The organism is Paenibacillus sp. FSL P4-0338, from assembly GCF_038002365.1.
In the GTDB taxonomy this organism is placed as follows: Bacteria; Bacillota; Bacilli; order Paenibacillales; family Paenibacillaceae; genus Paenibacillus_AQ.
On record NZ_JBBOCG010000002.1, the window covers coordinates 1,053,216 to 1,073,471 of the forward strand.

Below are 20,256 nucleotides of genomic sequence, written 5' to 3' on the forward strand. Positions count from 1 at the left end.
ACAAATCCCTACTAATCATCGTGCTATTCTTATTTGCCCAACTATTCCCGTACTATTACCGGAGGTTTCATGCAAGAGCCCGTCCTCTCATGCTAATGATCAGTATGGAGACGGCACTCATTGCGGTGATGATGTTATTTACTGGAGGATACGATAGTCCTTTTAAGCTATATGTACTGAATCCGGTGCTGTTTGCGGCGGGTGCGCTCTCTCTTTATTTTGCCTGGAGTCTGATCTTGGGCTATATTGCCATAGTGGCGGCATCGGGCTATATGGAATCCGGTTCTCCCGGTCCTTCGATTGCTGAAATTATGCTTGCCAATGGTAACCTGTTTCTAGCCCTGGCTCTCGCGGTTATAGTTATGCAGATGGTTAAGGGGATAAAGCGGCAGCGGGAGGAAGCGAACGCGCGGACCAACGATACCATGGAACATATCAAATCGCTTTATCACATCGTGGAAACATCAAGCCAGCATGACTTCATGAATATTGGCCAAGTGATTACTGACTATGTGGTCAAGCTTACCAAGCTGGAGAAGGCCCTGTTCTGGTTCGCCAAAAAGAGCGGGGAGCCTGCTCCACAGAGCCGCCAGACGGGATGGCAGCATGAGGAGGAGCGCTTTCTGTTCATGGAGTTGGAGAAGCACGAGCATGAATGGAGGCTGCAGCGTGAACCGGTATTCAAAAGTATGCCGGGAATCGGTGACTTCCTGCTGATGCCGGTAAGAATGAGCACCCGGTTCGTCGGTATGATCGGAGTGAAGCTGGAAGCGTCGGAAGGGCTGGAGGGCCGCAGATGGTACATTCAGCAGCTGATGTTCCTGTCGGAGCTGAGTGCGATTATTCTGGAGCGCCACGAGCTGGGCGTGATCGAGAACCGGCTGATCATCACGAACGAGCAGAACCGGATAGCCGATGAGATGCACGACAGTGTCTCCCAGAGTCTTTTCGGCATCGTCTATGCGACCCATTCCCTGAAGCAGACTTGGCGTAAGATGTCTGATAGGGAGCTGGAGGAGCAGATTGAGCTTATCCATGATTCAGCCACCAAGGTGGCCAAGGAGCTGCGGATTACCATCTACAGCCTCAGCTCCAAGAAGAGCGGCGGCCCAAGCTGGCTTGGGATGGTGCGCTCGCATCTGAAGAGCCTCTCCCGGCTTAACGATGTTGAGATTGAACTGAAAATAACGGGGGATGATTTCAGTCTCCCTTATCCTTACCACAAGGCACTCTTCCGGATTATCTCCGAAGCTACCGGCAATGCCATACGACATGGTGCTGCCAGCCGGGTGGATGTAGAACTGTCGCTTAAGCCGAAATGGATTAGACTATCAATTGTCGACGATGGTGTCGGCTTCGAGGCCGATCTGATCTTGGCTGAATCCGAGGATCACTCAGGCGGACTGGGAATGAAGAATATGCAATATCTGGCACAGTCCCTTGGAGGCGATTTCCAGTTAACCAGCAGTGAGAACGCTGGAACCAGAATTTTAATCTCTATACCTGTCGGTGTGGCTGAACTGAAAAATGCATAAACTTTAGGCAGGAGGTCGTTCAAGTGAAAATCGTCATTGTTGATGATCACCCTTTGGTGAGAAGAGGATTGGCATCTGTGATATCGATGCAGTCCAATCTGCAGTTTGCCGGCGAAGCAACGAATGGCCAAGAAGCACTTCTCGTGATTGAGGAGATACAGCCTGATCTTGTGCTGATTGATCTGAAGCTTGCCGATGAATCGGGCTTGGATATTATCAAGGAAGCACGCGTGCGCGGATTCTCATGCAAGTTTATCCTGCTAACGTCCTCAGCCAGCCGGGAAGATTTCCTGAAGGCGGAGGAAGTGCTGGTAGACGGTTATGTACTGAAGGAAGCTCTGCCTGAGGAATTACTGTTCGCAATTCAACTGGTTCACAAGGGCAGGAAGTATTACGATCCCGGGCTGATGGAAGATAAGATGCGTATGAGCGGCAGCAGTCCTACGGATGAGCTTACACCCAAAGAGAAGGAAGTTCTGATTGAGCTGGGACAGGGGGCCTGCAACCGTGAGATTGCTTCACGCCTGTTCATCAGCGAATTCACCGTCAAGAAGCATGTCAGCCAGATTCTGGCGAAGCTGCAGGTGGCGGACCGGACGCAGGCGGCTTTATACGCCAATGCTGTCGGGCTTACCAAATATGAGATGTCATACGATTAATAATCATCCCTGTGAATGATCGGGGACGGAGCACGGACCACGTTGTCCGTGTTTTTTTGCGTTCAGGGAAATCAGGCCGAATGTATGCGGAAAACAGCATACATTGGACTCGCAAGCAGCCCGCGGCCCAAATGTATGCGGAAAACAGCATACATTGGACTCGCAAACGGGGGCTGATGTGAAGGCGTACCAGCAGATTTCACCCGGCTGGGTGATTTTTGTGTTTGGGCAAGTAAACAACTGAAGCAGGCAAGGCTCACCGGAGGTGTTAGTATTTTCCATGGATATGGTACTAAAGTATACCATCCGCCCCCTCTAGCGGACCAAACGCAGTCACTCAAAAGTGAAGTGTAAAGTGATGCGAGGGGGCATGTGATAAATCCTGCGCATTGTTAGAATAAAAGCAAGACATCTGAAACTTTCATGATTGCTTTCAAAACGAACACAAGCGGAAGGAGGGTTACTGTGGAAAAGACGATTCTGGATTACATTAACCTGATAAAGAAAAAATTATGGTTAATCATGGTGTTTGTACTTATCTCCTGCGCCACCACCTTCTACGTCAGTAAAAACTTCGTTGCACCCGTCTACTCCGCCTCTGGACAGCTACTGGTCAACAACGTTGTGAATGTCCCCGAGAGCAATAATCTCAACGCGCTGAACTTCAGTCTTAACCTCATCGAGAGCTATAAGGAAATCATGAAGTCCCCAACCATTATGAAGAGTGTGATCGCGGAGCATCCCGAGTTCGGTCTGACGGCGGGCCAACTGGCTGCCAAGCTGCAGATCAAATCCTCGGAGAAAAGCCAGGTGATCAATCTGACCGTGGAGGATAAGGATTACGGCACCGCAGCTACGATTGTAAATGCGGTTTCGCAGACCTTCATCCGCAGCCTGCCGGCACTGATGAATCTGGATAATGTTACATTCCTGACTCCGGCTGATCCTGCAGCCCAGCCTCTGCCGGTCAACGGCGGGGTGACCATGAATATTCTGATTAGCTTCGTGGTGTCACTTATGGCCGCGGTCGGGCTTATCCTGCTGATGGAGACGCTGAACGGTACGCTGAGAAATGAGAAGGAAGCGGAATTCGAGCTTGGTCTTCCGGTCATTGCCAGTATTCCGGCAATCCGCAAACGCGATTTCGGCAGTGTGGATAATGATAAGGCAAGAGTAGGGGAGGGCAAATATGTTACGGCTGAATAGAAGTCTAATCGCGGATATGAACCCGTCATCGCATGTGTCCGAATCCTTCCGCTCGCTGCGCACGTATATCCGCCAGCTCGGCTTGCTGAAGGGACCAGGCGGTCAGGTGCTGCTCTTCACTTCAGCAGAGGGCGGTGAAGGCAAGACCACCATTCTTTCCAATCTGGCCGTATCCTTCGTACAGGACGGCAAGAAGGTGGCGGTGGTGGATTGTAACCTGCGGAAGCCCGGCCTGCATAGCGTCTTCGATGTGGAAGGCAGCCAGGGGCTGGCAGCTTACTTAAGCGGCTACGAGGAAGCTAAGGACGTTCTGGTATACGGCAGCTTGGCGAATCTGGCGGTCATCCCTGCCGGAGTGAGTACGGTCAGTCCGCCGGATCTGCTCGGCAGCGAAAGAATGACCGGGCTGCTTACGGAGCTGAAGGCAAGCTTCGATCTGATTCTGCTGGATTCTCCGCAGGCGGTTGATTACAGCGATGCACGGATTCTGGCCCCGCTCTCGGACGGGGTGGTCATTGTCGCCAGACACGGCCGGACGAAGCGCGAAGCTCTCCGCAAGCTGAAGGGTCTCATGGAACAGACAGGTGTAAGGATTCTCGGAATAGCAATGAACCAGACCAAGTAGAACACTGAAGCGGCAATGTGAACGAAGCTATTGGGAGGTATGTGTGATGAAAAAGGTAAAAAAGGTAATTATCCCGGCGGCCGGGTTAGGCACACGTTTCCTTCCGGCGACCAAGGCAATGCCCAAGGAAATGCTGCCTATTATCAACAAACCGACGATCCAGTATATCGTGGAGGAGGCCATTGCCTCCGGGATTGAAGACATCATCATTGTAACCGGTAAGGGAAAGCGGGCGATCGAGGATCATTTCGATAACGCCTTTGAGCTTGAATCCCGGCTGCTGGAGGACGGTAAGCTGGAACTGCTCAAAGAGGTGCAGCGGTCCTCCAAGGTGGAAATTCACTACATCCGGCAAAAGGAACCCAAGGGTCTCGGCCACGCCGTATGGTGTGCCAGACGGTTCATCGGCGACGAGCCGTTCGGTGTTATGCTCGGCGATGATATTGTAACCGGACAGGTCCCTTGCCTGAAGCAGCTGATCGACCAGTATGAGGAGACTCAGAACTCGGTAATCGGGGTACAGGTGATCCCGGATGAATTCACGAACCGCTACGGGATTATTGAGCCGGATATGCAGGACGGGAAGCTCTACCGGGTGAACAACTTCGTGGAGAAGCCGGCACTCGGCACGGCGCCTTCCAATCTGGCGATCATGGGCCGTTATGTATTTACCCCTAAGATCTTCAAGTATCTTGATCTTCAGGAGAAGGGCGCGGGCGGCGAGATTCAGCTGACAGATGCCATTCAGAAGCTGAACCAGAGCGAACGTGTCTACGCTTATAACTTCGACGGTACCAGATATGATGTCGGCGAACGGCTTGGTTATATTTTGACCACACTGGAATTTGCCTTAGAGAGCGAGGATCTGCGTTATCAGGTCATGGATGCTATGGCGGAATGGCTGAACAAAGCGGGACAGACCACGCTCAGCAGCTGAGACGGTTCCCCGCAAGTGAGCGGCACAAGCCGGAGTCAAGAAGTAAGGCTGCATAAACCTTTACGAGAAATGAGGAGAGATGAGCATGCAAAAACTGCCGGAAGACTATGAGGCCGTCCTGCCGAAACTTTACATGCTGCATTCGGGTGAAGAAAGCAAGGGAATGGAATCCTATCTGGTTATGAAGCGGATCATCGACATCTTGTTCTCTGCCCTGGGGCTGCTGTTCCTGCTCCCGCTCTTCGCAGTGGTGGCTGTCCTGATTAAGCTGGAAGATCCGAAGGGCAAGGTGTTCTTCCGCCAAATGCGGGTCGGCAAGGACGAGAAGCTGTTCCCTATGTACAAGTTCAGATCCATGGTCTCTAATGCCGAGGAGCTGAAGGAGAGTCTCATGGCCTATAACGAAGTAAGCGGCGCGATGTTCAAGATCAAGAATGATCCCCGTATTACGCGGATTGGAAGATTCATGCGCAAGACCAGTATTGATGAACTGCCGCAGCTCTGGAACGTGCTGATGGGGCATATGAGTCTGGTGGGTCCCCGTCCTCCGCTCGTTGAAGAGGTGGAGCAGTATACGGAATACGACAAGCAGCGGCTGATGGTAACCCCCGGCTGCACCGGCTACTGGCAGGTGAACGCCAGAAACAGCGTCGGCTTCGACGAGATGGTTCAGCTGGATCTCACGTATATCCACATGCGCAGCACAATGCTCGATCTGAAGATTATCGTCAAGACCGGCCTGATGCTGCTCGGTTCCAAAAATGCTTATTAAAAATATGGAAATTAGGTGATGCCGATGTTCGTACACGGAGCTGTACCTGAGATTTCCATTATCATATGCACCTATAACCGGTCGGCGCTGCTGGTGAAGACTCTTCATTCGCTGCTGCCGCTGGAGAATCTGCACCAGGCCGAAATCATCGTCGTGGATAACCAGTCCACGGATGATACGGCGGCCGCCATTAAGGGGTTCATCGAGACCTATGGTGCCGATATGGATATCCGTTATCTGCTGGAGCCGGTTCAAGGGCTGTCGGCAGCCCGGAACACAGGGATTCTGGCTTCCAAATCGCAGCTCATCGCCTTCCTGGATGATGATGCGATCCCTTGCCGGACCTGGATTACAACCATTGTGAACACCTTTGCGGATAAGCCGGAGGTGATGGCAATGGGTGGCAAGATTGCTCCGATCTTCGAGAGCAAGCGCCCGGATTGGCTGATCAAGCCGTTCGAGCTTCCGTATACGATTGTCGATCTGGGCAGCCGGATCAAAGAGTATCCGAAGCGCCTTCACCCCTGCGGTGCCAACATGGCGATGCGCAAGCCGGTGTTCGATATCAGCCTGTTCCCGCTTGAGCTGGGACGCAAGGGAGATTCGCTGCTCTCAGGTGAAGAGACCTGGTTGTTCAGCCAGCTACAGCAGGAAGGACATTCCATTCTCTATCATCCTGAGATGGCCGTGGATCATTTCGTTCCCGCTAACCGGCTGACGGAAGATTGGATCATGAAGCGGTACTACAGCCAAGGCATATCGAACGCTATGAAAAGTGAAGGAATGATAGGGCATCTGCTGCTCCTGGGCAAGACGGGCGCCAAAGTGATCTACATCCTGGCAGATTCCGTTCTTTCCCGCAGTAAGGGAAGGAAGCTGCTGAATAAATGCCGGCTGGAGAGTATTCGCGGAACTCTCCATATGATTCTTAACCGGAAGAGGGAATCCGCAGCGGGGTGAGGGGAGGACGCGCGATGATCAATTTTGAGTGGGGCTCCAAAATAAATAGTCTGCCATACGGAATGCTCTATCTCGTAACTGCACTGTTCCTGGGAACAGCTGTCATCTTCCAGCCGGTCATCGCAGTAGCGGCCGTATTCTTCATTCTGCTGCTGGTTGCCTCCCTATCACGCCCTGAGCTGATCAGCTATTTCGTTCTGCTGACCACGGCGGTCTCGATTAACTTCTTGTACAGCGGGAGTATGTTCGGTATTGAGATCCTGTCGCTCTACAAGCTGGTTATTCTAATGCTGCTGGTGCCGTGTATCCTGGTCAATGGCCTCAGGTTCAAGCTCAGCCCTCCCTTATGGGCGATGCTGGCCCTGATTCTGCTCACCTTCAGCTTCTCCATCTGGCTGCCGGAGATGAGCACATCGATTGCGGTCAAAGCTTTCATCGGACTGTCTCTGCCCTTCGTACTTCTGCTGATCAACTGGAAGAAGGAGGTCGCCGAGAAGCAGATTCGGATCATTACCCTGCTGCCGCTGGTCAGCATGCTGCTGGGTGTAGTGCTTCAAGCGGCGAATATACATTCACTGGTAGCCGTTGAGTTCACAGGCGCGGTGCGGGTGCAGGGGGCGAACATTCCGCCTCACCTGGCGATGCTGGCCTTCATGGGAGTAGCGATCGCATTCATCGAGATCAAGCGCAGTCCGCAGTATATCCGGTTCAATTACATCATGCTGGGGCTGAATTTCTTCATTCTGGTGATTACAGGCACGCGGGGGCCGATTCTCGCCCTGGTGCTGATGGTACTCTATTACTTCTATGACATCTCCCGCGCTTTTCTGAAGGGCAAGAAGAAGTACCTGCTCCCGCTACTGGGCTCCCTGCTGATCATTACCTCGGCGGTGTATATGCAACTCGACAACATCAAGAAGCGCTCCTTCGAACGGACGACCGAGACGGGAATTGACCTGTCAGGGCGGGCGGAGGCCTGGGAGTACTTCCTGAACAAGGCGGCGGATTCGCCGGTGGCAGGACGGGGTCTTGGAGCTGTAACGGTGGCTAATGACGGAACGCTCTACGGAGGGTTCGTGGTTCCGCATAACGAATATATCCGCTTTTATTACGATGGGGGATACGTCGGGGCCATCCTGCTGCTGCTGTCCTTGCTCGCTGTGTTTTTTATGGTATACAAAGTTCTTTTGCCGGCGGTCAAACCTTATTATCTGCTCTTTATTGCAGCATTTCTAATCTATTCTTTCACGGATAACACGCTGTCGACGGTCCAATTCATCATTCCGTTCTGTTGGTACCTGAACTGCCTGTACCGATCTTCACAGCTGACCGATTCCCCACAAAAAGAAGTGATACGATGAACCAAGTGAATATGTTCGATGTCAATTTCGATAACTATGATTTCATGGACCTGCTGGATTATATCGACAGAACCATTCAGGAGAGGAACCAGTCCTACATCCTGACCTGCAATGTCGATCATGTGATCAAGCTGCGCAAAGACAAAGAGTTCCGGGAAGTATACTCCGAAGCAGGTGCCGTAGTCGCAGACGGGATGCCGCTGATCTGGGCGTCCAAGATGCTCGGCAAGCCGCTGAAGCAAAAGGTGTCCGGGGCTGACCTGTTCAGCCGCCTGGGCAATGCGTTCGAGCAAAGGCAATACCGGTTGTTCTTCCTCGGTGCTGCCGAGGGTGTGGCGGAGCAGGCTACGAAGAATCTGAAGGCCGCCTTCCCTGGCATTAACGTAGTGGGCTGTTATTCGCCTTCCTACGGCTTCGAGCATAACGAAGAAGAGAACCGGCATATTATCCGGTTGCTGACCGAGAGTCAGCCCGATATCGTGTTCGTAGGAGTAGGCGCACCGAAGCAGGAGAAGTGGATCTACCGTCACTATACCTCCTACCAGGCGCCGGTCTCCATCGGCGTAGGTGCCACCTTCGACTTCCTGTCCGGCTCGGTGAAGCGGGCACCGGATTTCATGCAGAGAACTGGCATGGAGTGGCTATGGAGACTTAGCCAGGAGCCGGGCCGTTTATGGAAAAGATACCTTGTCGACGATGCCCAGTTCCTGGTGCTGCTGCTCAAGGAGATGCGCAAACGGGGTAAGGTGAAGAACAGCAGTACGGATTGAAGAAAGCGGCGAAAGACGGGAGGCAGGGAATGAAGATGCTAAGCAGAGATGAGAATAGTCTGAATCTTCCATCGGCACAGGCCGTGAAGTCGGCTGTAATGATGACCTTGATCTGCGCTGCGGCGCTGGCCCTGCCGCTTGCGATCGGCTTCGCCAGTGCGAACCTGAGCGCGTCGAACAGCCTGCAGGGCATTATTCTGGCGGGCATTCTCTTTCCGGCCTTGCTGCTGGCCCTGCTGAATACACGGATGCTTATCCCGTACACTCTGCTGATCTGGGCGATTGCCCCGGAGCTGCGGCGGATTGCAGACTGGTACGAAGGGGTCTATCACTCCGTATCCCTGCTCAGTCTGGCCCCGCTGCTGACCGGAGCGACCTTAGCCATTCCGGTGCTGCGGGAAATTCACCGGATTCGCAAGTCCTCCACCCGGATCATACTGTTGTTCTCCATCGCACTCGCCTACGGCGCATTGATTGGCCTGGCGAAGAACGGTATCGGCTCGGTATACGATCTGGCGAATTACATCGTACCGCTGCTGCTGATTCCCTTCTTCGCGGTCACGCCGTTTAAGCCGAAGGATATCGACCGGCTGCTGTACGCTTTTGCCAATATTGCCGTGCTGGTTGCGATCTACGGGATCGTGCAGTATCTGACCGTTCCTCCCTGGGACGCCTTCTGGATGCGGAACGCTGATATGATCTCCATCGGGACTCCCTATCCGCTGGAGATCCGGGTCTTCTCGACCCTGAACTCTCCGGGTCCGGCAGCAACCTTCTTGGTCTTCGCCCTGGTGCCGATGATTCTGGAGAAAAGATGGCAGGGTACCCTGCGCTGGCTCGGTGTTCTGCTCGTAGTAGTCTGCCTGCTGACTACGCTCGTCCGGTCCGCCTGGCTGGTCCTGCTGGTGATGCTGCTGGTTTACATCGCTTCCTCTCCCTCCAAGGGTAAATGGAAGACGCTGCTCCAGCTCGCCTTCGTGGCAGCCGCGCTGTTCTGGATCGTTCCGAAGCTCCCTGGAGCAGAGGGGCTGGTGGCCCGGATGGAGACCCTGACCTCCGTGCAGGAGGATCATTCCTACAATGAACGCCTCAGCCTCTGGACCAATATGCTGCCCATGGTGGCTGGCAATCCGGTAGGGCAGGGGATCGGCAGTGTAGGCCAGGGCACCAAGCTCGGCAACGGCGGAGAGCTGGGGGAATACGGAAACATGGATAACGGCTTCATCGCGCTGCTGCTCACCTTCGGCGTACTCGGTGCATTGTTCTTCTTCGGAGCCCTCGGTGCGGTCATCAAGGAGATCGGCGCCAGAGTCACCCGCAGGAATGAACTTCAGCCTTACGCCAGACTGGCGCTGGCGGCGTGGATGGGAGCTGTAGCCAGCCTGATCTCGGATAATGGCTTTCCCGGTCTTAAGGGGTATCTGATCTGGATGCTGATCGGACTTGGCCTCAGCGCCAAGGAGCTCACTCAAAGCAGAAAGAAGGGACTACCGCATGCAGCAGTCAAGCGCCAAATCACTACCCGCTAACCGGGTATGGTCCACCTTCCGGAGATTCACGAAGAGTAAGGACAATAGCTCGGCTGCTGTCAAAACGATGTTCGTCAGCGTGCTGATCCTGCTGGTCAATATGCTGACCGGCGTACTGACCGCCCGTTATCTCGGCCCGTCAGGCCGGGGGGAGCAGACAGCGATGGTGAACTGGTCGCAGTTCCTGGCCTTCAGCATGAGCTTCGGCATTCCCTCGGCGCTGATCTATAACGCCAAGAAGAATCCGGAGGAAGCCGGGGTGCTGTACCGGATCGCCCTGCTGATCGGCCTAACGTTCGGAACCATCGCCATGACCGTCGGAATACTCGTGCTACCGTATTGGCTGGGGTCCTTCAGTCATGAGGTAGTGGTCTTCGCCCAGTGGTCGATGATTCTCTGCCCGCTGATTGTGGTGTCGCAGATCAACAACGCGGCCTTCCAGTTCAGAGGGGATTATAAGACCTTCAACTGGATGCGGTACCTGGTACCGCTGCTGACGCTGGGAGCCATCGGGATTCTGATCCTGACCGGCTACATGAATCCTTATACAACTGCACTGGCTTATCTGGTTCCGTCGGCTCCGCTGTTCATCTGGATGACCATCCTGCTGCTGCGGACCTACAAGGTCAAGCTCCGGGATTCCTATCTTAATTTCAAAAGATTGTTCACCTATGGTCTGGGCTCCTACGGAAACGACCTGCTCGGACAATTCTCAGTATACATAGACCAGATCATCATTGCCGGATTACTCAGACCGGCAGATCTGGGGCTCTATGCGGTAGCGGTCAGCCTGTCGCGTATGGTGAACTTCTTCGCGAATTCGATCACGGTGGTGCTCTTCCCGAAGGCCTCCGAGATGGCGAAGGACGAAGCGGTTGCCCTTACCTTCAAAGCTTTCCGGATCAGTACTACCTGTACTCTGCTTGGCGCAGTGTTCCTGATGCTGGTAGCGCCCTTTGTCATCCCGCTGCTCTACGGCAAGGATTTCAATACCGCGCTTACCGTGTTCCGCCTGCTGCTGCTGGAAGTGACCATCAGCGGCGGGACGCTGATTCTGGCTCAGGTGTTCATGGCGCTGGGCAAGCCGAAGTTCGTATCCATCCTGCAGGGGGTCGGCCTGATCCTGGTGATTCCGCTGCTCTTCCTGCTGGTGCCGAAGTTCGGATTGTTCGGAGCCGGGGTGGCTATGCTCTCATCAGCTGTACTGCGGTTCCTGTTCATTATTCTCAATATCAGGTACAACCTGAAGGTTAAGCTTCCGCGGCTGCTTATTAACGCCCAGGACCTTCAGTGGATGAAGACGACGATGAATTCGTATATTCGCAAGAAGCCTATGGATGTGTAGAAGATGTCTAGGCAGTTAAGGGTTTGATTCAAGTGTTTTGCTTATGAATCAAATGGTTTGTATTTGTTTCAGCGAGCAGAGACACGATGCGAGCCCCTATCTGCTTAAAAAACCATGGGACGGTGCTTGGAGGAGCGCAGAGAAAATTTGGAGCTGTAGAAGCGTCAGCGTTCGCCTGAAAGCTTTTCGAAGAAAAGCTCGCATCGGAAGCATAAGCTGTCTTCTGATTTCTACCGCAGTAAGCGGTCCTAATCAGGAAATCAGAAGACAACAGCGATCGGAAGCCCAAACTTTTCTCGGAGCGACGACACACACCGGACCCTACCAGGCAAAGGAGGATACCTATCATGGATTCAGTAACAAGCGTGCTTGGCGGCCGGGGCAGCTACCCCATCTCGGCGGTCATCATTGCCCAGGACGACGAAGTTCGGATATCCAAAGCCATTCAGTCCTGCCGGTTATTCGCCGATGAGGTGGTCGTAATCGACGGGGGAAGCAAAGACGGGACCGTAGGGCTATCCGAGAGCCTGGGATGCCGGGTGTATGTCAACCCATGGCCCGGATATGCGAAGCAAAGGGAATTCGGAGTGGAACGTGCCATCCATGATTGGGTCTTCCTGATTGATACCGACGAAGTGGTCAGCGAGGAGCTGGCCCGGGATATCCTGGAGCGCAAGCCGGGACTGACCGATGCTACGGTGGCGTTCTCGCTGTACCGGATTGGCGACTTCCTTGGCAAATGGCTGGATAAAGGCGAATATCTGGTGCGGCTGTATAACCGCAAGGAATACGGTATCCGCAACTCTCTGGTGCATGAGATGCCCGAGGTGTCCGAGGAGCGGACGGTGAAGCTGAACGGAACGCTGTGGCATCAAGGCTTCCGCAGCATCAACGATCATGTGGCCCGGTTCAACAAATACACTGATCTGGAAGCAGAGAGTGCGTTCGCCAGCGGCAAGCCGTTCAAGCTGAGCCACCTGCTGCTGCGTCCGCCGGCACGGTTCCTGCAGAAGTATTTCCTGCATGGCCTGTTCAAGAAAGGCATCTCGGGCTTCGCAGTATCCGTCTTCTGGGTGATGTATGAATTCATGGTCGGCTTCAAGCATTACGAATTGCACAGCGCAGGCAGGCTGGCCCGGCATAACGAAGCGGGTCAGGCCGAGAAGGAGAACAAGGGGGAGAGAAGCTATGTCGTACAATGACGGACTTAACATTATGACGACCGGCCTCAGCTGGCCCTCGTTACAGCCCGGAGGACTGAACACCTATTTCAAATCTGTGTGTGAGCAGCTCTCCTTGCGGAACCAGGTGCATGCCCTAATCTGCAGCCAAGAAACGCCGGAGACGCCGAAGGAACTGATCATCCACAATGCCGGTGATCCGAAGGAGACCATCTGGAAGCGCAAGGACGCCTTCCAGCGTAAGGCGGCCTCCCTGATGGGGGATGGCAGCGGGCGGATTGATATCCTCTACACTCACTTCGCCCCTTACGGCATCGGGCCGGCGATTGAAGCGAAGAAGCGGGGAATTCCGGTCATTATGACCTTCCACGGTCCATGGAACGAAGAGATGAAGATCGAAGGTCAAGGCATCAAGCATAAAGTCAAAACAACGATTGCCAAATCGATTGAACATAAGGCTTACAAGCTGGCAGACAAATTCATTGTCCTCAGCGATTACTTCCGTAATATGCTGCACGAGCTGCACGGCGTGCCCCTGCACAAGATTACCGTCATTCCCGGAGCGGCCAATGTCGAGCGGTTCACGCCCGCCACGAACCGGCTGGCGGTCCGCCGGACGCTGAATCTGCCGGAAGGCGCAACAACGGTCCTGACCGTCCGCAGACTGATGAACCGGATGGGGCTGCTGCAGCTGCTTGAAGCCTGGAAGCAGGTATCCGAGCGGTTCCCGAACGCGATTCTGCTGATCGGGGGCAAGGGTCCGCTGCGCGGGGAGCTGGAAGAGAAAATATCCGATTACGGGCTGGGGAACAAGGTCCGGCTGCTCGGCTACATTCCCGATCATGAGCTGGCCTCCTATTATCAGGCAGCGGATATGTTCGTTGTTCCTTCCCAGGCGCTGGAAGGCTTCGGCCTGATCACCGTTGAGGCTTTGGCCTCGGGGCTGCCGGTGATGGCTACGCCGGTCGGCGGCAACAAGGAGATCCTCCAGGGCTTCCGGCCGGAGCTGCTGTTCAAGAGTGCAGCCAGCGAGGATATGGCGGAAGGTATGATTCATATGCTGAGTAACCGCAAGCTGCTGCCGGGCCGGGACGAATGCCGGAATCACGTGCTGGAGAAGTACACCTGGCAGCATGTAGGCGACAAGATTGAGTCTGTATTCCTCGAAACCTTGGGAAAGGGTGTGAGCGTAGGATGATCAAAGTCGCTTATATCGACCACACCGCCAAATGGAGCGGAGGAGAGGTCGCCCTGTTCAACATCCTCACCAACATCGGTGAGCAGATTGAGCCGCTGGTCATCCTGGCGGAAGAGGGGACGCTTGCTGAACGCCTGCGGGAGAAGGGCATCGATGTCCGCATTATCCCGCTGGATGAGAGCATCCGCAGCCGCGGCCGCAACGCCGTGAACCTCGGGGCTCCGGCTGCTGCGATGAAGCTGCTGGCTTACGGCCGTAAGCTGGCTCCGCTGCTGAAGGAGGAGAAGGTGGACTGTGTGCACACCAATTCCCTGAAATCAGCCTTTTACGGAGCCGTCGCCGCCAAAAAAGCAGGCGTGCCGCTGATCTGGCACATCCGGGACCACATCGGGGCGCCTTATCTGAAGCCGGTTGTCGCCAAGGCGATCCGGCTGCTGTCACGCCTGCTGCCGAACGGGGTCATTGCCAATTCCCACTCCACGCTGAATGCGCTGGAGCTGCCGCGCTCGAAGAAGACGCTGGTCGTCTACTCGGCCTTCGCTAAGGCGATCGGCGAAGGGATCGGCCGGCGGGAGCGGAAGGACTTCAACGTTCTGCTGGTCGGTCGGCTTGCCCACTGGAAAGGCCAGCACATTGTGCTGGAAGCGGCCAAGGCCTTCAAGCAGGACAGCCGCGTGAAGTTCTGGCTGGCCGGTGATGCCCTGTTCGGAGAGGAAGAATACAAGCAGGAATTAATTCAGCAGATGCAGCGGGACGACATCACCAATGTCAGCCTGCTGGGTCATGTGGATGATATACAAGGACTGATGAACCAAGCGGATTTACTGATTCATACGTCGATTACCCCTGAGCCGTTCGGCCAGGTCATCGTCGAAGGCATGGCGGCCGGACTGCCGGTCATTGCCTCCAATGAAGGCGGACCGGTGGAGATCGTGGTTCCTGGTGAGACAGGACTGCTGATCCCGCCGGGAGATGCTACTGTACTTGCAGACTCCATCACCTGGATGCTGAACCATCCCGAAGAGCGTAGACGGATGGCGGATAATGGCATGAGACGGGTGAAAGAGCATTTTGTCATCGAGAACACGGTCAAGGATATTGTCGCTTACTACAAAGGTCTGCTGGCAGTTACCTGACCTTCCCGCTCCATAATGCTTAAGGCTTGCATCATATCTGTCTCTAGCCATGCGTGTACTGCTTAATGATGCTGCTCCATAAAACTTTGAGGATGATTCACATGAAAATTGCGATCGCGCACGATTATTTAATCCAGATGGGCGGGGCGGAACGGGTGGTGGAGGTTTTCCATCACATGTACCCGGAAGCTCCGATCTTCACAACGGTTTTTAACGGAAGCCGCCTGACCGATAACCTCAAAGATGCCGATATCCGGGCCTCCTGGCTGCAGAAGATTCCGGGAGTGAAGCGTAACTTCAAAGGGGTGCTCCCGCTCTACCCCATGGCTGTCCGCGATTTGGACTTCAGCGGGTATGATATCGTTCTTAGCTCCAGCAGTGCTTTTATGAAAAGCATTCAGGTGCCCGAGTCCACCTTCCATCTGTGCTACTGTCATACGCCGATGCGTTTCGCCTGGGACTATGACACGTACATGGAGCGGCAATCGAATTCAGGTTTATTCAAAAGACTGCTCAAGGTGTATATGCAGCGGCTCAAGAACTGGGACCAGCGCACCTCCAAAAATGTGAACCAGTTCGTCGCCAACTCCTCCGTCGTGAAGACGCGGATTCAGAATTATTACCACCGGGATTCCGATGTGATTTTCCCGCCGATCAATACAGCCCGCTTCACCAGCTCCCCGAGCATTGGGGATTATTATCTGATTGTCTCGCGGCTGGTCTCCTACAAGCGGATCGATCTGGCGGTGGAGGCGTTCAACCGTAACGGGCTTAAGCTGTATATTGTCGGGGACGGACCGGACCGTAAGCGTCTGGAAGGCATGGCCAAGGGGAATGTATCGTTCCTGGGCCGGCTGGAGGATGAGGAAGTTACAGGGCTGATGTCCCAGTGCCGGGCGTTTGTTTTCCCGGGGGAAGAGGATTTTGGCATCACGCCGCTGGAGGCGAATGCTGCTGGAAGACCGGTCATCGCCTATCAGGCCGGGGGCGCGCTGGACACGATTATCCCATACGTTAACGGCGTGTTTTTCCAGCACCAGGAAGTTGATGATTTGCTTAAGGCCATTGATGAGGTGGAGTCCTATGCGTGGGATATCGACCAGATTATGGGCCATGCACGCAAATTCGATGAGCAGGCGTTTATGGTCCAGTTCAAGCAGTATGTGGAACAGGCCTACGTCAATTTCCTAAAAGGAGGATGAAAGTATGAAACTCGCAGTGATTGGTACCGGCTATGTAGGACTTGTATCAGGCGTATGCTTTACCTTAAATGGAAATCATGTCATCTGTGTGGATAAGGATGAGGAGAAAATCAATAAGCTGAACCGGATGGAATCTCCCATCTATGAGCCGGGCATTGAGGCCCTGATCGAAATGAATCTGCGCGAGGGCCGGCTGAGCTTCTCGTCCGATCTTCAGGAGTCGGTCCGCCGCTCCGATATCGTCATTCTTGCCGTGGGTACACCTTCCCTGCCGGGAGGCGAAGCCGACCTGAGGTATATCGAAGGTGCCGCTGCCGAGATTGCCCAGGCGATGGAAGGCTACAAGATCATCATGACCAAGTCGACCGTCCCTGTTGGCACCAATGAGCGTATCCGCCAGCTGATCTCCTCCCTCACGAATCATCCCTTCGATATCGTCTCTGCGCCTGAATTCCTCCGTGAAGGCTCTGCCATCCGCGACACGCTTCATCCCGACCGGATCGTCATCGGACTGGATAATTCGGCGCTTGAGCCGACCATGCGTGAGCTTCATAAGGGCTTCACAGACAACGTATTCGTTACGGATATCCGCAGCGCTGAGATGATCAAATATGCCTCGAATGCTTTTCTGGCGACGAAGATCTCCTTCATTAATGAGATTGCCAACATTTGCGAAAAGGTAGGAGCAGATGTCACCGAAGTCGCAGGCGGCATGGGGATGGACCAGAGAATCGGTTCGACCTTCCTGCAAGCCGGTATCGGTTATGGCGGCTCCTGCTTCCCGAAGGACACCAATGCGCTGATCCAGATTGCCGGTAACGTGGATTATGAGTTCAAGCTGCTCAAATCCGTCGTTGAAGTCAATAAAGGCCAGCGCTTCATGATTATCTCCAAGCTCCATGAATCACTCGGCAGCCTGCGAGGCGCGGTCATCGGCATCTGGGGGCTTGCCTTCAAGCCCAATACCGATGATGTCCGCGAGGCCCCGGCCCGTGAGATTGTTGAGGCGCTGGTGGCCGAAGGCGCCATCGTCAAGCTGTACGATCCGATTGCGGCCGATAACTTCCGTAAGGAATACGATCACCCGCAGCTCCGCTGGTGCGGACTGGCGGAAGAGGCTGCCGAGGGCAGCGATGCCGTCTGCCTGCTGACCGACTGGAGCCAGTTCAAGGAGATCAACCTGCACCAGCTCGCCGGAACCATGCGCCGCCAGGTGCTGATCGACGGCCGCAACGTCTATAGCAAAGAGCAAATCGAAGGCACCGGCCTCGAGTACATCTCCGTCGGCCGCCCGCAGATGGGCGGGCTTAGCGGATTCTCCGCTAGCGTGGCTGGCGCGGTGTAGACCTGCGGTCAAGGGCAGCGATCCACGGCGAGTCAGCCTTTTCTGGAGGAGCTGCGCCGGATCGGCTGCGCGGCGAAATGAAGGGGATAAATCCTCTTGAATGCGCTGAAAGTGGGCTGCGCGGTGAAATAAGAGGGATAAATCCCCTTGGATGTGCCGAAAGTGGGCTGCACGGTGAAATGAAGAGCACAAGTGCCCCTGAATCCCGGGAAGGTTGGCTAAATGAGTAAATGAAGAGCACAAGTGCTCCTGAATCCCGGGAAGGTTGGCTAAATGAGCAAATGAGGAGCACAAGTGCACCTGAATCCCGGGAAAGTTGGCTAAATGAGCAAATGAGGAGCACAAGTGCCCCTGAATCCCGGGAAAGTTGGCTAAATGAGTAAATGAGGAGCACAAGTGCACCTGAATCCCGGGAAAGTTGGCTAAATGAGCAAATGAAGAGCACAAATGCCCCTGAATCCCGGGAAAGTTAGCTAAACGATCAAATGAGGAGCACAAGTGCCCCTGAATCCTGGGAAAGTTGGCTAAACGAGCAAATGAGGAGCACAAGTGCCCTTGATTTCTCGGATTCGAGCCAAATGGAGCAACTGAGCAGCATTTGTGTCACGTACTTAAACTAACCAGCTTCTGCCGCCGCAAATTTGTGCGGCAAGCCCTTGGAACAAGAGTCTTGAATCCCGGTCTTGAATTCCATTGTCTTGGAATTCTTGCTTTCTCTAGCCGCTAGGTCAGCGGCGACGCCTTGGAACAAGCGGCAGCCCGGCCCCCCTTGCCGCTACAACAAGCGGCAATACCCGGATCTTTAACCGGGAGCTTCGCCTGCGGGCGAAGCGGATATGAAATCACAAGCCTGTTATGAAATGGAGCGGAGAGGAATTTTGGAGCTGTAGGAGCGGTAGCGTCCGCCTTTGTCTCCGGATATTATCTGCTGCAAGCAATATAATCAACAACATCTGGAGACAACAGCGGCCGTAAGCCCAAAATTCCTTGCAGCGACCCTCATAACAGGCGGGATTTTAACACACAGCCGCAATAAGAAATACCCAATAACAATACGATATGGAGGGTTCACTATGAAACTAGTACTTCTATCAGGCGGCTCCGGCAAGCGGCTCTGGCCGTTGTCCAATGATTCACGCTCCAAGCAATTTCTGAAGGTACTGGCAAGTCCGGCAGGTGAACCGGAATCAATGGTACAACGGGTATGGAGACAGCTGGAGGAGAACGGCATGGCCGGGTCCTCTTATCTGGCGACCGGACGCAGCCAGGTGGAGATGATCCAGAGCCAGCTCGGCAGCGAGGTGCCGATCATCGTGGAGCCGGAGCGGCGGGATACGTTCCCGGCCATTGCGCTGACGGCGGCCTACCTCTATTCCATCGCAGGGGTTTCCCCAAGCGAGACCGTGGCGATTCTGCCGGTGGACCCATACGTGGAATCCTCCTTTTTCGAAACGGTACTGCAACTGGAGAACACCATGCTGGTGAGCGGGGCGAACCTGGCGCTGATGGGCGTAGTTCCCGAGCATGCTTCGGAGAAATACGGCTACATTATTCCAACGGGTGCAGATGCGGGAGCGAATGGTTATCTGCAGGTCAGCCACTTCCAGGAGAAGCCGGACCGTGTGCAGGCCGAGGAGCTGATTAGCCAGGGGGCTCTCTGGAACTGCGGGGTGTTCGCTTTCCGTCTGGGTTACCTGCTGGATATCCTGCAGCGCAAAGGGCTGCCGCTTAATTATGAGGAACTGCAGAAGCAGTATAAGCTGCTGTCTTCCATCAGCTTCGATTACGAAGTGGTAGAGAAAGAAGAGAACATCGTCGTACAGCCGTATGCCGGATTCTGGAAGGACCTGGGTACCTGGAACACCTTGACCGAGGAAATGACCAGCAACCATGTCGGCAAAGGCTTTGTGACCGCTGACTCCGAGGGGACCTGCCTCATTAACGAGCTGGATATTCCGATTACCGTGATCGGGGCGAAGGATCTGATTATCGCTGCCAGCCCGGACGGCATTCTGGTGACGCACAAGACTGAGAGTCCGCGGATCAAGGAAGTGCTGAAGTCTTTTGAACAAAGACCGATGTACGAGGAGCGCCGCTGGGGCCACTACAAGGTGATAGATTATGTAAAGTATGACGAAGGCAACGAGGTGCTGACCAAGCGGATTTTCATCAATGAGGGCAAAAATATCAGCTATCAGCTGCATCACAAACGCAGTGAAATCTGGACCTTCGTCAGCGGGGAAGCCAGCATTGTCATCAATGAGAAGATGCATACGGTGAAGGCAGGAGATGTGGTGCGGATACCGGAAGGGACCAAGCATGCCATTCTTGCTCTTACCGATGTGGAGTTCATTGAGGTGCAGACGGGGTCGGAGCTGGTAGAGGAAGATAACATCCGTATTACTCTGGACTGGGAGGATATAGCGCTACATCAGTTCATTTCGTAGGTCTAACTTATCTATTTAACCATTTGTTACAGAATCAAAACAGGTACT

The 20,256-nt window shown here is 54.3% G+C and carries 17 protein-coding genes; all 17 read left to right on the forward strand.

The window, feature by feature from the left end; translation table 11 throughout:
* Positions 1 to 89: 89 nt before the first annotated feature.
* The 17 genes from MKZ07_RS28545 (at position 90) to MKZ07_RS28625 (ending at position 20,208) form a co-directional block, all read left to right on the forward strand.
* On the forward strand, positions 90 to 1,535 hold the full coding sequence (locus tag MKZ07_RS28545) for a sensor histidine kinase (protein WP_235218384.1): 1,446 nt from the start codon (positions 90 to 92) through the stop codon (positions 1,533 to 1,535).
* Positions 1,536 to 1,558: 23 nt separating this feature from the next.
* Positions 1,559 to 2,194, forward strand: coding sequence for a response regulator (locus tag MKZ07_RS28550; RefSeq protein ID WP_036693598.1), 636 nt, complete (start codon positions 1,559 to 1,561; stop codon positions 2,192 to 2,194).
* A gap of 465 nt (positions 2,195 to 2,659) precedes the next feature.
* Positions 2,660 to 3,400, forward strand: a complete 741-nt coding sequence (locus MKZ07_RS28555) for a YveK family protein (protein WP_341028917.1) — start codon at positions 2,660 to 2,662, stop codon at positions 3,398 to 3,400.
* Positions 3,384 to 4,025 carry a CpsD/CapB family tyrosine-protein kinase gene (locus MKZ07_RS28560; RefSeq protein WP_036693602.1) on the forward strand — a complete coding sequence of 214 codons (642 nt, stop codon included), beginning with the start codon at positions 3,384 to 3,386 and terminating at the stop codon, positions 4,023 to 4,025. The genes MKZ07_RS28555 and MKZ07_RS28560 overlap by 17 nt, the downstream gene beginning before the upstream one ends.
* 46 nt (positions 4,026 to 4,071) lie before the next feature.
* On the forward strand, positions 4,072 to 4,962 hold the full coding sequence (galU, locus tag MKZ07_RS28565) for a UTP--glucose-1-phosphate uridylyltransferase GalU (RefSeq protein WP_036693604.1): 891 nt from the start codon (positions 4,072 to 4,074) through the stop codon (positions 4,960 to 4,962).
* A gap of 79 nt (positions 4,963 to 5,041) precedes the next feature.
* Positions 5,042 to 5,734 carry a sugar transferase gene (locus MKZ07_RS28570; protein WP_036693606.1) on the forward strand — a complete coding sequence of 231 codons (693 nt, stop codon included), beginning with the start codon at positions 5,042 to 5,044 and terminating at the stop codon, positions 5,732 to 5,734.
* A 24-nt stretch (positions 5,735 to 5,758) separates the two neighbouring features.
* Positions 5,759 to 6,694 (forward strand): glycosyltransferase, encoded by a 936-nt coding sequence (locus MKZ07_RS28575; RefSeq protein ID WP_036693797.1) that lies wholly within the window; start codon positions 5,759 to 5,761, stop codon positions 6,692 to 6,694.
* Positions 6,695 to 6,708: 14 nt separating this feature from the next.
* On the forward strand, positions 6,709 to 8,055 hold the full coding sequence (locus MKZ07_RS28580; protein WP_036693608.1) for an O-antigen ligase family protein: 1,347 nt from the start codon (positions 6,709 to 6,711) through the stop codon (positions 8,053 to 8,055).
* Positions 8,052 to 8,825 (forward strand): WecB/TagA/CpsF family glycosyltransferase, encoded by a 774-nt coding sequence (locus tag MKZ07_RS28585; protein WP_036693609.1) that lies wholly within the window; start codon positions 8,052 to 8,054, stop codon positions 8,823 to 8,825. Before MKZ07_RS28580 ends, MKZ07_RS28585 begins: the two co-directional genes overlap by 4 nt.
* Positions 8,826 to 8,923: 98 nt before the next feature.
* Positions 8,924 to 10,354, forward strand: coding sequence for an O-antigen ligase family protein (locus MKZ07_RS28590; RefSeq protein WP_156949594.1), 1,431 nt, complete (start codon positions 8,924 to 8,926; stop codon positions 10,352 to 10,354).
* Complete coding sequence (locus MKZ07_RS28595) at positions 10,320 to 11,699, forward strand: oligosaccharide flippase family protein (RefSeq protein WP_036693612.1); 1,380 nt, start codon at positions 10,320 to 10,322, stop codon at positions 11,697 to 11,699. The genes MKZ07_RS28590 and MKZ07_RS28595 overlap by 35 nt, the downstream gene beginning before the upstream one ends.
* Before the next feature lie 347 nt (positions 11,700 to 12,046).
* A complete protein-coding gene (locus MKZ07_RS28600) occupies positions 12,047 to 12,901 on the forward strand; it encodes a glycosyltransferase family 2 protein (RefSeq protein ID WP_036693614.1) in 855 nt (284 codons plus the stop codon).
* A complete protein-coding gene (locus tag MKZ07_RS28605) occupies positions 12,888 to 14,078 on the forward strand; it encodes a glycosyltransferase family 4 protein (RefSeq protein ID WP_036693616.1) in 1,191 nt (396 codons plus the stop codon). Before MKZ07_RS28600 ends, MKZ07_RS28605 begins: the two co-directional genes overlap by 14 nt.
* Positions 14,075 to 15,214: a glycosyltransferase family 4 protein gene (locus MKZ07_RS28610; protein ID WP_036693617.1), complete on the forward strand. Its 1,140-nt coding sequence runs from the start codon at positions 14,075 to 14,077 to the stop codon at positions 15,212 to 15,214. Before MKZ07_RS28605 ends, MKZ07_RS28610 begins: the two co-directional genes overlap by 4 nt.
* A 101-nt stretch (positions 15,215 to 15,315) precedes the next feature.
* Complete coding sequence (locus MKZ07_RS28615) at positions 15,316 to 16,416, forward strand: glycosyltransferase (protein ID WP_036693619.1); 1,101 nt, start codon at positions 15,316 to 15,318, stop codon at positions 16,414 to 16,416.
* 4 nt (positions 16,417 to 16,420) lie between these two features.
* Positions 16,421 to 17,761 carry a UDP-glucose dehydrogenase family protein gene (locus MKZ07_RS28620; protein WP_036693621.1) on the forward strand — a complete coding sequence of 447 codons (1,341 nt, stop codon included), beginning with the start codon at positions 16,421 to 16,423 and terminating at the stop codon, positions 17,759 to 17,761.
* 1,073 nt (positions 17,762 to 18,834) lie between these two features.
* Entirely contained in the window at positions 18,835 to 20,208 is a 1,374-nt protein-coding gene (locus MKZ07_RS28625) for a sugar phosphate nucleotidyltransferase (protein ID WP_036693623.1), read from the forward strand.
* Positions 20,209 to 20,256 lie beyond the last annotated feature (48 nt).